The sequence below is a fragment of the Citrobacter sp. SX206 genome (assembly GCF_024181025.1).
In the GTDB taxonomy this organism is placed as follows: domain Bacteria; phylum Pseudomonadota; class Gammaproteobacteria; order Enterobacterales; family Enterobacteriaceae; genus Citrobacter; species Citrobacter youngae.
In genome coordinates this window covers 4,494,467-4,508,413 of the sequence record NZ_CP049738.1, presented here as the reverse complement: position 1 = coordinate 4,508,413, position 13,947 = coordinate 4,494,467, and the positions used below count along the sequence as shown (strand labels likewise).

The window sequence follows — 13,947 nt, the reverse complement described above, 5'->3', positions numbered from 1 at the left end:
GTAATCGCCACCACCGAAAGCGCTGCGAAATGATATCCTGAATCATTCGTAGTATTTTCCGGATGATGGGATGAACGACAACGCTTTTAATTTCCAGACGCTACACCCGGATACCATCATGGATGCACTGTTTGAGCAGGGGATCCGGGTGGATTCCGGGCTTACCCCGCTTAACAGCTATGAAAACCGTGTCTATCAATTCCAGGACGAAGACCGTCGACGTTTTGTCGTTAAGTTTTATCGCCCTGAACGTTGGTCTGTCGATCAGATCCAGGAAGAACACCAGTTTGCTCTGGAACTGGTGAGCGATGAAGTCCCGGTCGCTGCGCCGCTAGTACTAAACGGCCAAACGCTGTTAAGTCATCAGGGTTTTCATTATGCGATCTTCCCCAGCGTCGGCGGGCGACAGTTTGAGGCCGACAACATCGATCAGATGGAGGCGGTGGGTCGCTATCTGGGGCGTATGCATCAGACCGGATGCAAGCGTACTTTTGCCTTCCGCCCAACGATTGGCCTTGAAGAGTATCTGACTGAGCCGCGTAACGTTTTTGAACACGCACAGCTAATCCCATCAGGGCAAAAAGCGGCCTTCCTGAAGGCCACGGATGCGCTTATCGCGATCGTTACCGAACGCTGGCATACGCGTTTTACCACGTTACGCCTGCACGGTGATTGTCATGCCGGTAATATTTTGTGGCGCGATGGCCCGATGTTTGTCGATTTAGATGATGCTCGTAATGGTCCGGCTGTTCAGGATTTATGGATGCTTCTCAATGGCGATAAAGCTGAACAACGCATGCAGCTTGAAACCATTATCGAGGCTTATGAAGAGTTTAGTGAGTTCGACATCTCTGAAATCGGACTGATAGAACCTTTACGCGCTATGCGTTTAGTTTATTATCTTGCCTGGCTAATTCGACGTTGGGCTGACCCTGCGTTTCCAAAAAACTTCCCGTGGTTAACCGGGGAAGATTACTGGCATCGTCAGACTGCGACCTTTATTGAGCAGGCAAAAATTCTGCAAGAGCCCCCCTTACAATTAACGCCAATGTATTAATCGGAGAAACTTGAACATGAAAAAAATATGGCTGGCGCTGGCTGGTATGGTTTTAGCTTTTAGCGCATCGGCAGCGCAGTTCCAGGATGGTAAGCAGTACATCACACTGGAAAAGCCTGTTGCGGGTGAACCGCAGGTGTTGGAGTTTTTCTCCTTCTACTGCCCACATTGCTACCAGTTTGAAGAAGTGCTTCACGTGTCTGATAATGTGAAGAAAAAGCTGCCGGAAGGCACCAAGATGACCAAATACCACGTCGAATTTCTGGGGCCTTTGGGTAAAGATCTGACGCAGGCATGGGCGGTTGCTATGGCGCTGGGCGTTGAAGATCAGGTCACTGTTCCGCTGTTTGAAGGGGTTCAGAAAACTCAGACCGTTCAATCTGTTGCAGATATCCGCAAAGTGTTTGTCGACGCAGGTATTAAAGGCGAAGACTATGATGCGGCATGGAACAGCTTCGTGGTGAAATCACTCGTGGCGCAGCAGGAAAAAGCGGCGGCTGACTTGCAGCTGCAGGGCGTGCCGGCGATGTTTGTTAATGGCAAATATCAGGTCAACCCGCAGGGTATGGACACCAGCAGCATGGATATCTTTGTACAACAGTATGCGGATACCGTGAAGTATCTGGTCGGTCAGAAGTAAAAGAAAAGCCGGTCACTGACCGGCTTTTTTATTTGAGGCTTTAATTGCATCGAGCTGCGCGTCTTTCTCACTCCACAGCGTATTTAGCCATAGCTGAAACCGACGCTTGAATCCCTTATCGTTTACGTAATCACCGTGCAACTCTTCATGGATTGGCTCCAGATTCACCCGCACGACAATCCGCGTTAACTTACCGCTCAGCATATCGTAGAACGGTCGGCTGCTGTTTTCCGGATAGCACAACGTGACGTTCAACATTTTATCGAACTGTGACCCCAGGACGTTCAAGGCCATCGCAATACCGGCCGCCTTGGGAGGAAGCAGGTTTTGATAGGGTGAACGGGTTTGCTCGCGTTTTTCTTTGGTAAACCGTGAACCCTCAACAAAATTCACAATGGTTGTTGGATGCGCACGAAATTTCTCGCAGGAACGACGCGTTGTTTCGACATCTTTACCGCGCCGTTCCGGGTGGCGAAGCAGATAACCACGCGAATAGCGTTTCATAAACGGCATATCCAGCGCCCAGCAGGCCAGGCCAATAAAGGGTACCCAGGCTAACTGCTGCTTGAGGAAGTATTTATTCATCGGGATGTGCTTACGGAATAGAACGCAAAGCACAACGATATCAGCCCAGCTGTAATGGTTACAAATGAGCAGATACCAATTTTTCTTGCTAAGACCTTCCAGCCCCTCGATATCCCACTTTAATCGTGGATTAAGGTGCAGCAGTAGCGCCAGACCTTCACACCAGCAATACATCATGAAATTACAGAAGACAGAAACCTTGCGCCAGACGACAGGAATGGGCAAAAGGAGTTTTACAACCCCTGCAAGGATGATCGGCACAGAACAAAAAATCGTGACCAATATGGTCAATACGATACTCAGCAACAGCGTTATCGCAGCGAGTATTCTCGTCATAATTAAATTATTCAAAAGGTTAGCCATAGATAGTGCGCTAAATGAGGCGCAAGGGGCTGATTTTATCAGAAAACGAACCAAATGATGGATCTTCGCTGAATAGAAAAAACAGGAATATCTATCCACATCAGGATATAAGCTGTAAAAATGGAATAAAATGCTGTGTCTTTATTTAATGCTTTGAAATTTATATAAAAAAATTATGAAGTGATAATTTTGTTGCTACATTTAAAGAGCTGAAAATTATTTATTCACAAAGTTATCCACAGCACGCTTTGCGAGCAACGCAGAAGATCTGCAAAAGATTTTCGACAAATGCGGCGAAAAACTCATGTTTTCATCCTGTCTGTGGCATCCTTTACCCATAATCTGATAAACAGGCACGGACATTATGGTTCAGATCCCAGAAAACCCACTTATCCTTGTAGACGGTTCATCTTACCTGTATCGCGCATACCACGCGTTCCCGCCGCTGACGAACAGCGCAGGAGAGCCTACTGGTGCGATGTACGGCGTCCTCAACATGTTGCGTAGCTTGATTCTGCAATATCAACCTACGCATGCAGCGGTGGTATTCGACGCTAAGGGTAAAACCTTCCGTGATGAATTATTCGAACACTACAAGTCGCACCGCCCGCCAATGCCGGACGATTTACGTGCGCAGATTGAACCTCTGCATGCGATGGTAAAAGCGATGGGGCTGCCATTGCTGGCGGTTTCAGGCGTGGAAGCGGACGATGTCATCGGTACGCTGGCACGTGAGGCAGAGAAGGTGGGGCGTCCGGTACTGATTAGCACCGGCGATAAAGATATGGCTCAACTGGTGACGCCGAATATCACCCTCATCAACACTATGACTAATACGATCCTTGGTCCGGATGAGGTCGTAAATAAGTACGGTGTTCCGCCTGAATTGATCATCGATTTCCTGGCGCTGATGGGGGACTCCTCAGATAACATTCCAGGTGTACCAGGCGTGGGTGAAAAAACGGCTCAGGCGTTGCTGCAGGGGCTGGGTGGGTTGGATACTCTCTATGCGGAATCCGACAAAATAGCAGGGCTGAGCTTCCGTGGTGCCAAAACCATGGCAGGCAAACTCGAGCAGAATAAAGAAGTGGCGTATCTCTCGTATAAGCTGGCTACCATCAAAACGGATGTTGAGCTGGAATTAACCTGCGAGCAGCTGGAAGTGCGCCAACCAGCAGCAGAAGAACTGCTGGGCTTGTTTAAACAGTATGAATTCAAGCGTTGGGTTACTGACGTTGAAGCCGGTAAATGGCTACAGGCGAAAGGGACGAAACCGGCAGCTAAACCGCAGGAGACCATCGTTGTCGATGAAACGCCTGAGGAGCCGGCTACGGTTCTTTCGTATGATAACTATGTGACGATTCTGGACGAAGCGACACTGGAAGCGTGGATTGCAAAGCTGAAGAAAGCGCCCGTCTTTGCCTTTGATACTGAAACTGACAGCCTGGACAACATCTCCGCGAATCTGGTTGGCCTGTCTTTTGCCATTGAGCCAGGTGTGGCTGCGTATGTTCCTGTCGCTCATGATTACCTGGATGCCCCCGATCAGATCTCTCGCGACCGCGCGCTGGCGCTCCTGAAGCCGCTGCTGGAAGATGAGAACGCGCATAAAGTTGGGCAAAACCTGAAGTACGATCGCGGTATCCTGGCGAACTATGGCATCGAGCTTCGCGGCATCACCTTTGACACCATGCTCGAATCCTACATTCTTAACAGTGTTGCAGGCCGACACGATATGGACAGCCTGTCAGATCGCTGGCTGAAACATAAAACCATCACCTTTGAAGAGATTGCCGGGAAAGGTAAAAACCAGCTGACCTTTAACCAGATAGCACTGGAAGAGGCCGGGCGCTATGCTGCAGAGGATGCCGATGTTACGCTTCAGTTGCATCTGAAGATGTGGCCAGAACTGCAGCAGCACAAAGGGCCGCTAAATGTTTTCGAAAATATTGATATGCCGCTGGTCCCGGTTCTGTCCCGCGTTGAGCGCAATGGTGTGAAAATCGATCCGGCTGTTCTGCACAAGCATTCAGAAGAGCTGACGCTGCGTTTGAACGAGCTGGAGCAAAAAGCGCACGAGATTGCCGGAGAAGCGTTTAACCTTTCTTCTACCAAGCAGCTGCAAACTATCTTGTTTGAAAAGCAAGGTATTAAGCCGCTGAAGAAAACCCCTGGCGGCGCGCCATCAACGTCAGAAGAGGTGCTGGAAGAGCTCGCGCTGGATTATCCGTTGCCGAAAGTTATCCTGGAATATCGTGGGTTAGCAAAACTTAAGTCGACCTACACGGATAAGCTTCCGTTGATGATTAACAAGAAGACCGGGCGCGTGCACACTTCCTATCATCAGGCAGTTACCGCAACGGGTCGCTTGTCTTCAACGGATCCGAACCTGCAAAACATCCCGGTACGTAATGACGAAGGTCGTCGTATTCGTCAGGCGTTCATTGCGCCAGAAGACTTCGTGATTGTCTCTGCGGACTACTCGCAGATCGAGCTGCGTATCATGGCGCACCTTTCACGTGATAAAGGTCTGCTTACCGCGTTTGCCGAAGGGAAAGATATTCACCGCGCAACGGCGGCAGAAGTCTTTGGTTTACCGCTTGATTCTGTGACCAGCGAGCAACGTCGTAGCGCAAAAGCCATTAACTTTGGTCTGATCTATGGCATGAGCGCCTTCGGCCTGGCGCGTCAGCTGAATATTCCGCGTAAAGAAGCACAGAAGTACATGGATCTCTACTTCGAGCGCTACCCTGGCGTGCTGGAATATATGGAACGAACGCGTGCACAGGCAAAAGAGCAGGGTTACGTTGAAACGCTGGAAGGTCGTCGCCTCTATTTACCGGACATTAAATCCAGTAATGGCGCTCGCCGCGCCGGTGCAGAACGCGCGGCAATTAACGCCCCGATGCAGGGTACTGCCGCAGACATTATCAAACGAGCGATGATTGCGGTGGACAGATGGCTGCAAACCGAGCAACCGCGTGTGCGTATGATCATGCAGGTGCACGATGAACTGGTGTTTGAAGTGCATAAAGATGACCTCGAAAGCGTCTCGAAAAAGATCCATCAGCTGATGGAAAACGAGACGCAAATTGATGTGCCATTGCTGGTGGAAGTCGGTAGTGGTGAGAACTGGGATCAGGCGCACTAAGGGTTTACTGAATAACGGCTCTTTTTCGTAACTAAGCAACATAAGATAGAGCTTTTTGTGATGTCCATTAGAATTCCCTATGTAAGGAATGAAAAAAAATTACAAAAAGTGCTTTCTGAGCTGCTTAAAAAAGAGTAAAGTTATTCACGTAGGGTACAGAGGTAAGATGTTCTATCTTTCAGACCTTTTACTTCACGTAATCGGATTTGGCTGAATATTTTAGCCGCCCCAGTCAGTAATGACTGGGGCGTTTTTTATTGTGCGAAAGAAAAGTTTTGTACATGCTGTAGGCCGGATAAGACGCGCAGCGGCGCCATCCGGCAATACGGTGGGTTATTCCCCGTCCTGCATCTCTTCAATCGGCGCCAGCTCACTAAACCAGCTATCCAGCTTCTGCCGCAGTTTGTCCACACCCAGCTTTTTCAGTGATGAAAATGCTTCTACCTGCACATCACCGTTAAATGCCAGTACGGCTTCACGTACCATATTCAGCTGCGCTTTGCGTGCGCCGCTGGCCAGCTTGTCTGCTTTAGTCAGCAGCACCAGAACCTGAACGTTGCTCTCCACAGCCCACAGGATCATCTGCTGGTCGAGATCTTTTAGCGGGTGGCGAATATCCATCAATACCACCAGACCTTGCAGGCTCTGGCGTTTTTCCAGGTATTCGGCCAGTGCGCTCTGCCATTTACGTTTCATCTCTTCCGGGACTTCGGCATAACCATAACCAGGCAGGTCGACCAGGCGTTTACCGTCCACAACTTCAAACAGGTTGATGAGCTGAGTACGGCCTGGAGTTTTAGAGGTACGCGCCAGACTCTTTTGATTGGTCAGGGTATTTAGCGCACTGGATTTGCCTGCGTTGGAACGGCCAGCAAAAGCCACTTCGATTCCCGTATCGGAAGGTAAATGGCGAATATCAGGCGCACTCATCACAAAATGCGTCTGTTGATAATTCAAGTTAGTCAACGTGGTCGTCTCCATCAATCAAGGCTTTGCAGCGATTATACCTGAACACCAGCAAAAGGCTGGTTTTTCGACGAGTGGGCTGTGTAAGTCAAAACCTCGCACTTTGTGAGACATTGCCGATAGTTTCTATACGAGATGACAGAGCATAAAATAGACTAATTCAAATAAATCATGTAATTACTGACGGGTTAAATTCTGAAAAGTTGAAATTGTTACCCAGGTTACTTGTACGTTTAAACCAAAACGGTAAAGTAGCGTCCATAGCGAGGAAGCTGACAGGATAAACGACTCAGGATGAGGGTCAGGAGCGCCAGGAGGCGAAGACACAGGATTGTCAGGAAGACAAACGTCCGGAGACGTTAATAAAAGGAAATGGAAACAACACGGAATGTTAGAGGCTAAGGGAAAAACAGGGTGTGTTGATAGCCAACAGGGATAGTAGAGCCCGTAAGGGTTGAGAGTCAGGAAAAAAGGCGACAGATTACTCTGTCGCCTTTTTTCTTTATTTCTGCTAGATTCCGGCGCAATTATATACTGAATAAATACAGCCAAAGACGAATCATGATGAAACCAACTTCTACACCACGCGGTAAAGGTCCTGCAAAAGCGCGTCGTAAAACACGCGAAGAAATTAACCAGGAAGCTCGCGACCGTAAGCGCCAGAAAAAACACCGTGGTCATGCGGCGGGTAGCCGTGCGTCCGGTAGCGAAGGCGGTTCTGGTGGCGGAAACCAAAACAAGCAAAAAGATCCTCGTATTGGCAGCAAAAACCCCATTCCATTGGGCGTGACCGAAAAAGTCACCAAACAGCACAAACCGAAGAGTGAGAAACCTATGCTTTCACCACAGGCTGAGTTGGATTTACTGGAAACGGATGAGCGCCTGGATGCGCTGCTGGAGCGTCTTGAAGCAGGAGAAACCCTGAGCGCGGAAGATCAGGCCTGGGTTGATGCCAAGCTGGACCGCATCGATGAGCTGATGCAAAAGCTGGGTCTTTCTTACGATGACGAGGAAGAAGAGGAAGAGGAAGAAAAGCAGGAAGACATGATGCGCCTGCTGAAAGGCGGCAACTAACGGTTTTACACCGTGGGTCTTCCCGTCCTGCTTATAACCCTTCCGGTTATATGTTATCTGGTGTGGTTATTCGTTAAACTACAGCGGTTGTCGCGGCGACAGAAGTGGCTGCGCAACCGGCTCATCACCCGCACTGGGGTTAAGCCGGTACGCCGTACCCGCCAGAGACGCCATCGGAAGGAGTGAGCATGTCAGAGCAGCTAATAGACTGGGACCTGGCCCTGATCCAGAAATATAACTATTCCGGGCCACGATATACCTCGTACCCGACCGCGCTGGAGTTTTCTGAAGACTACGGCACAGAAGCATTTCTAAAGGCCGTGGCGCGTTATCCTGAGCGTCCGCTCTCGCTATACGTTCACATCCCGTTCTGCCACAAACTGTGCTACTTCTGTGGCTGCAACAAGATTGTGACTCGCCAGCAGCATAAAGCCGATCAATACCTCGATGCCCTGGAACAAGAAATCATTCACCGCGCTCCGCTGTTCGTCGGACGCCATGTCAGCCAACTGCATTGGGGCGGCGGTACGCCAACTTACTTAAATAAAGCGCAAATCAGCCGTTTGATGTCGCTGCTGCGTGGTAACTTCAACTTTAACGATGACGCCGAAATCTCGATCGAAGTTGATCCGCGCGAAATTGAGCTGGATGTCCTTGATCATTTACGTGCTGAAGGTTTTAACCGCCTGAGCATGGGGGTACAGGACTTCAACAAAGAAGTTCAGCGCCTGGTGAACCGTGAGCAGGATGAGGAATTTATCTTTGCGCTGCTGAATCATGCGCGGGAGATTGGCTTTACCTCAACAAATATTGATCTGATTTATGGCCTGCCAAAACAGACACCGGAAAGCTTCGCCTTCACCCTGAAACGCGTGTCTGAGCTGAATCCAGACCGTCTGAGCGTCTTTAACTACGCGCACCTGCCAACGCTGTTTGCTGCCCAACGCAAGATTAAAGATGCTGACCTGCCCAGCGCGCAGCAGAAGCTGGATATTCTGCAGGAGACCATCTCTTCACTGACCGAAACGGGTTATCAGTTCATTGGGATGGATCACTTTGCCCGCCCGGATGATGAACTGGCCATTGCTCAACGCAAAGGTGTGCTGCACCGTAATTTCCAGGGTTATACCACCCAGGGCGATACTGATTTACTGGGGATGGGCGTATCGGCTATCAGCATGATTGGCGACAGCTACGCGCAGAACCAGAAAGAGCTGAAGCACTATTACCAGCAGGTCGACGAGCAAGGGAACGCACTGTGGCGCGGAATTACGCTGACCCGCGACGACTGCATTCGTCGGGATGTTATTAAGCTTTTGATCTGCAACTTCCGCCTCGACTATGCCGCCGTGGAACAGCAATGGGATCTCAACTTCGCTGATTATTTTGCCGAAGACCTGAAACTGCTGGCACCACTGGCGAAAGATGGGCTGGTGGATGTGGATGAGAAGGGGATTCAGGTTACGCCGAAGGGGCGCCTGCTGATCCGTAATATTTGCATGTGCTTTGATGCATATCTGCGCCAGAAAGCGCGGATGCAGCAGTTCTCCCGCGTCATTTAACCGGGTTGCCCGGTGGCGCTACGCTTACCGGGCCTACACGTCGCGATAATCTGTAGGCCGGATAAGCGTTAGCGCCATCCGGCGCGCCTTCAGCTAAACAGCCCAACCAGCGCCGCACACAGCACTGCGGCAACCGCAGTTTGTGGCGTGTGGCTGTCGACTGAGCCGCTCGATAGCAGATTAATGATTGATTCCAGCATGATGACTTCCCCCCGTTTGCCGGGCACGATCATACTTAACTCATCGGAACAGTAAAGCGCAAAATAGCAGCAGTTTGCGCTCAATGATCAATCTTTACACAGTGACGAATCGTCACTCCATTCCGAGTTCTTTTAACTTACGCGTCAAGGTATTACGGCCCCAGCCAAGCAGGCGTGCGGCTTCCTGTTTGTGCCCCTGGGTATGACGTAGCGCGGTGGTCAACAGCGTGCGCTCCATCTCCGGTTGAGCCTCAGAAAGCAGGTTTTGATGACCGGAACGCAAGGCCCGGTCTGCCCACTGTGCCAACAGGGTTGCCCAGCTGTCCGGCTGCATGTGTGAAGGCGCATTGGGCACGCTGGCTTCAAACAGTTCGGCCGGTAAGTCCTGAATCAGCACTTCCTGCCCGGCGGCCATGACGGTTAACCAGCGGCAGGTGTTCTCAAGCTGACGCACGTTACCCGGCCAGGCCAGACGGGTCAGCGCCGCCTCGGTTTCCGGGTGTAATTGTTTGGCTTCAACGCCCAGTTCGCGCGCGGCCTCCTGCAGGAAATGACGTGCCAGACGGGGGATATCTTCCCGACGTTCACGCAGCGGCGGCAGATGCACGCGGATGACGTTCAGACGATGGAATAAGTCTTCGCGGAATTTGCCTTCCTGTACGCGCAGTTCCAGATTCTGGTGCGTGGCGGCGATGATACGTACGTCCACCTTCACGGGCGCATAGCCGCCAACGCGATAAAATTGCCCGTCGGCTAATACGCGCAGTAAACGCGTTTGCACGTCCAGCGGCATATCACCTATTTCATCGAGAAATAGCGTACCGCCGTCAGCCTGTTCAAAGCGCCCCTGGCGAATCGTATTTGCCCCGGTAAACGCCCCTTTTTCATGGCCAAACAGCTCAGACTCGATCAAATCTTTCGGAATAGCCGCCATGTTCAGCGCGATAAAGGGCGCTTTGACGCGCGGGCTATGACGATGCAACGCATGGGCGACCAGCTCTTTACCGGTCCCGGACTCTCCGTTAATCAATACGCTGATTGACGACCGGGACAGTCGGCCAATTATGCGAAAGACATCCTGCATTGCCGGCGCTTCGCCGATGATGTCAGTTGTTGGGCCGTTGATCTGAATATTGCGCGGTTGCTGCTGTTCCTGATAATGGCTGATGGCACGTTCGACCAGCGCCACGGCTTCATCGATATCAAAAGGTTTGGGCAGATAATCAAACGCCCCTTGCTGGTAGGCGCTGACGGCAGCATCCAGATCGGAGTGTGCGGTCATTATGATGACCGGAAGCATCGGATGCCGCGCTTTGATCTGTTTTAACAGCGTCAGACCGTCCATGCCCGGCATGCGAATATCCGACAACAGTACGTCAGGCGTTTTGCTGGCCAGCGCGTCCAGCACCTCTTTACCACTTTCAAATGTGGTACAGCTTAGCCCTGCCCCTGCGAGCGCACGTTCAAGCACCCAACGGATGGAACTATCGTCATCAACTACCCAGACTATTCCTCGTTGCATAAACGTCACCTTTATTTCCTGATAGGCAGGTAAACCGAGAACTCGGTATGACCCGGCCAACTGGTAAATTCAATTTTGCCGGAATGTTGATCAATCAAATTACGGGCGATGGATAATCCAAGCCCGGTACCGCCTTCGCGACCGCTGACCATTGGGTAGAACAGCGTGTCCTGCAAATGCGAGGGAATACCCGGACCGTTATCCTCAACATCAATCCGTGCCGCCAGGCGATAACGTACGCCGTGCAGCGTGAGCTGAAACGCGGTGCGGGTACGCAGAATGATCTCACCGCCTTCCGGTCCCAACGCCTGTAAAGCATTGCGCACGATGTTTAACAGAACCTGCTCGATCTGGTCTGGATCGTGCAGTAATTCGGGCAGACTCGGGTCGTAATCACGAATCAGCGTGACGTTTTCCGGGAGCTCCATTGAGACCAGCGCCACCACGCGCTCCGCCACCTTGTGAATACTTTCCGTGACATGCATGCCAGGCTGTTGTGGTCCCAGCAGACGGTCGACCAGATTACGCAGGCGGTCGGCCTGCTCAATAATGACTTTGGTATATTCGGTCAGCGCCGGGTCCGGAAGCGCTTTGCTGAGTAGCTGCGCTGCGCCGCGTAATCCACCTAAAGGGTTCTTGATTTCGTGCGCCAGACCGCGCACCAGATCGCGGGCGGCAATCTGCTGGGCGTGCTGGAGCTGCTCCTGACTCAGACGGCGCTGGTTATCCATTGGCGCCATCTCCAGCAGGATAAGGCCATCAGGCAGCCTCTGAGCGGTCACTGAGAGGATATGTGAGTGGCTGTCTATCACCAGCGTCACTTCGTTATCCGTAAATCCCTGGCCTGCTTCCAGGCTCTCTCGCATCAGTCCGATGTTTAAGGAGAAATAACTCAACAGATCGGGAAGCGGTGTACCAAACAGTTTGCGGGAGCTTTGGGCGAGCAGCTGCTGTGCCGCCGGGTTGGCGTAATGCACCGCCAGCTCATCGTCGACGAGTAAGATGCTGTTGATTAAAGAATTGAGGATCTGCCCAGCATCGGGCAGCGTGCCGGTTGCCATTCAGCAGTCTCCTGAAAAGTGTTGCACCAATTTAGTGCATTATAGCTTTTTACATCAAAAAAGCGCGAGAAAGCAGGTTGTTAGTGGAGAAAAAAGCCCATCCTGGGATGGGCTAAAAGTTCCACGGCAACTAAAACCTTCGTCTTTCTCCCGACAGCTGTGTTGGCTGCTTTCGCTCACCCCAGTCACTTACTTATGTAAGCTCCCGGGGATTCACTCAATTGCTGCCTTGCTGTAGCAAGAAATCCATTGGTTATTACATCCTCTGCACGTTTTTATGTGAGAGTGTAAAAGTTAAATTAAACGCTGTAGTACAGCTCAAACTCTACCGGGTGCGGAGTCATACGCACACGGTCATCTTCTTCGCGACGCAGCGTAATGTACGCATCGATCGCTTCATTGGTGAACACGCCGCCTGCAGTCAGGAACTCACGGTTCAGATCCAGTTCTTTCAGTGCTTCTTCCAGAGAACCAGCAACCTGTGGGATCTCTTTCGCTTCTTCCGGCGGCAGGTCATACAGGTTTTTGTCCATCGCTTCGCCCGGGTGGATCTTGTTCTTGATACCGTCAAGACCAGCCATCAGCAGCGCTGCGAAGCACAGGTACGGGTTAGCAGCCGGGTCCGGGAAACGCACTTCAATACGACGCGCTTTCGGAGAAGCAACTACCGGAATACGGATAGAAGCAGAACGGTTACGGGCAGAGTAAGCCAGCATTACCGGCGCTTCGTAGCCTGGGACCAGACGCTTGTAGGAGTTGGTGGTCGGGTTAGCCAGGGCGTTGATCGCTTTAGCGTGTTTGATTACGCCGCCGATGTAGAACAGCGCCTGCTCAGACAGACCCGCATATTTGTCGCCAGAGAACAGGTTTACGCCGTTCTTGGACAGGGACATGTGGCAGTGCATACCGGAACCGTTATCACCGAACATCGGTTTTGGCATAAAGGTCGCGGTTTTACCGAAACGGTGCGCCACGTTGTGCACAACGTATTTGTAGATCTGAATTTCGTCCGCTTTTTTGGTCATGGTGTTAAAGCGGGTCGCGATTTCGTTCTGGCCAGCGGTCGCCACTTCGTGGTGATGCGCTTCAACAACCAGACCCATTTCTTCCATGATCAGACACATGGTAGAACGGATGTCCTGAGAAGAATCTACCGGAGGAACCGGGAAGTAACCGCCTTTCACGCCAGGACGGTGACCTTTGTTACCACCTTCGTATTTGGTGGAGGAGTTCCATGCGCCTTCGATGTCATCGATTGCCACGTGGGAACCGGAAATAGACGCGCCGAAACGGATGTCGTCAAACAGGAAGAATTCTGGCTCTGGCCCGAACAGAACGGTGTCTGCGATGCCGGTAGAACGCAGATACTCTTCAGCGCGTTTAGCGATGGAGCGCGGGTCGCGGTCATAGCCCTGCAGCGTACCGGGTTCCAGGATATCGCAACGGATGATCAGGGTAGACTCTTCATAGAACGGGTCGATGAGTGCAGTCGACGCATCTGGCATCAGAACCATGTCTGATTCGTTAATGCCTTTCCAGCCACCGATTGAGGAGCCGTCAAACATTTTGCCTTCTTCAAAGAATTCGGCATTTACCTGATGAGCAGGAATAGTGACGTGCTGTTCTTTACCTTTGGTATCAGTGAAGCGCAAATCAACAAACTTCACTTCGTGTTCGTTCAGCATCGTCAAAACGTGTTCAGCGGACATACTTACTCTCCCGGATTGGTCATGGTCGTCGTGGTAACGAAGTCTTCAATTCTGCAA

Annotated in this window: 11 protein-coding genes and 1 pseudogene; 6 read left to right on the top strand and 6 right to left on the bottom strand. The window is 51.3% G+C overall.

Annotated features, from left to right (window positions below; all coding sequences use genetic code 11):
* Positions 1–70 precede the first annotated feature (70 nt).
* Together G8S19_RS21715 and dsbA are read left to right on the top strand one after the other, a co-directional pair.
* The gene (locus G8S19_RS21715; protein WP_121585265.1) at positions 71–1,057 is read left to right on the top strand and encodes a serine/threonine protein kinase; all 987 of its coding nucleotides are present in this window, start codon (positions 71–73) and stop codon (positions 1,055–1,057) included.
* A gap of 16 nt (positions 1,058–1,073) precedes the next feature.
* Entirely contained in the window at positions 1,074–1,697 is a 624-nt protein-coding gene (gene dsbA, locus G8S19_RS21710; RefSeq protein WP_003028621.1) for a thiol:disulfide interchange protein DsbA, read from the top strand.
* A 12-nt stretch (positions 1,698–1,709) separates the two neighbouring features.
* Here the strand turns inward: dsbA and G8S19_RS21705 are convergent, their stop codons facing one another.
* Complete coding sequence (locus tag G8S19_RS21705) at positions 1,710–2,645, bottom strand: acyltransferase (RefSeq protein ID WP_115601221.1); 936 nt, start codon at positions 2,643–2,645, stop codon at positions 1,710–1,712.
* A gap of 364 nt (positions 2,646–3,009) precedes the next feature.
* Between G8S19_RS21705 and polA the strand changes: the two genes are divergently transcribed.
* The gene (polA, locus tag G8S19_RS21700) at positions 3,010–5,796 is read left to right on the top strand and encodes a DNA polymerase I (protein ID WP_124022004.1); all 2,787 of its coding nucleotides are present in this window, start codon (positions 3,010–3,012) and stop codon (positions 5,794–5,796) included.
* Positions 5,797–6,129: 333 nt separating this feature from the next.
* On the opposite strand, the gene yihA is transcribed toward polA, so the two are convergent.
* Entirely contained in the window at positions 6,130–6,762 is a 633-nt protein-coding gene (yihA, locus tag G8S19_RS21695) for a ribosome biogenesis GTP-binding protein YihA/YsxC (RefSeq protein ID WP_253685875.1), read from the bottom strand.
* Positions 6,763–6,971: 209 nt separating this feature from the next.
* Between yihA and G8S19_RS21690 the strand changes: the two are divergent.
* From G8S19_RS21690 to hemN, 3 genes and pseudogenes are all read left to right on the top strand, one after another.
* Positions 6,972–7,157, top strand: a pseudogene (locus G8S19_RS21690) (hypothetical protein).
* 169 nt (positions 7,158–7,326) lie between these two features.
* On the top strand, positions 7,327–7,836 hold the full coding sequence (yihI, locus tag G8S19_RS21685) for a Der GTPase-activating protein YihI (protein ID WP_239505706.1): 510 nt from the start codon (positions 7,327–7,329) through the stop codon (positions 7,834–7,836).
* A 188-nt stretch (positions 7,837–8,024) separates the two neighbouring features.
* Positions 8,025–9,398, top strand: coding sequence for an oxygen-independent coproporphyrinogen III oxidase (gene hemN / locus G8S19_RS21680; RefSeq protein ID WP_124022005.1), 1,374 nt, complete (start codon positions 8,025–8,027; stop codon positions 9,396–9,398).
* Between the two features lie 89 nt (positions 9,399–9,487).
* Here hemN and G8S19_RS21675 read toward each other — a convergent pair whose 3' ends face one another.
* From G8S19_RS21675 to glnA, 4 genes are all read right to left on the bottom strand, one after another.
* Entirely contained in the window at positions 9,488–9,598 is a 111-nt protein-coding gene (locus tag G8S19_RS21675) for a YshB family small membrane protein (protein WP_086523820.1), read from the bottom strand.
* Between the two features lie 112 nt (positions 9,599–9,710).
* Complete coding sequence (glnG, locus tag G8S19_RS21670) at positions 9,711–11,120, bottom strand: nitrogen regulation protein NR(I) (protein WP_101741990.1); 1,410 nt, start codon at positions 11,118–11,120, stop codon at positions 9,711–9,713.
* Positions 11,121–11,131: 11 nt separating this feature from the next.
* Positions 11,132–12,181, bottom strand: a complete 1,050-nt coding sequence (gene glnL / locus G8S19_RS21665; protein ID WP_005121842.1) for a nitrogen regulation protein NR(II) — start codon at positions 12,179–12,181, stop codon at positions 11,132–11,134.
* A 299-nt stretch (positions 12,182–12,480) separates the two neighbouring features.
* Positions 12,481–13,890: a glutamate--ammonia ligase gene (glnA, locus tag G8S19_RS21660; protein WP_253685874.1), complete on the bottom strand. Its 1,410-nt coding sequence runs from the start codon at positions 13,888–13,890 to the stop codon at positions 12,481–12,483.
* Positions 13,891–13,947 lie beyond the last annotated feature (57 nt).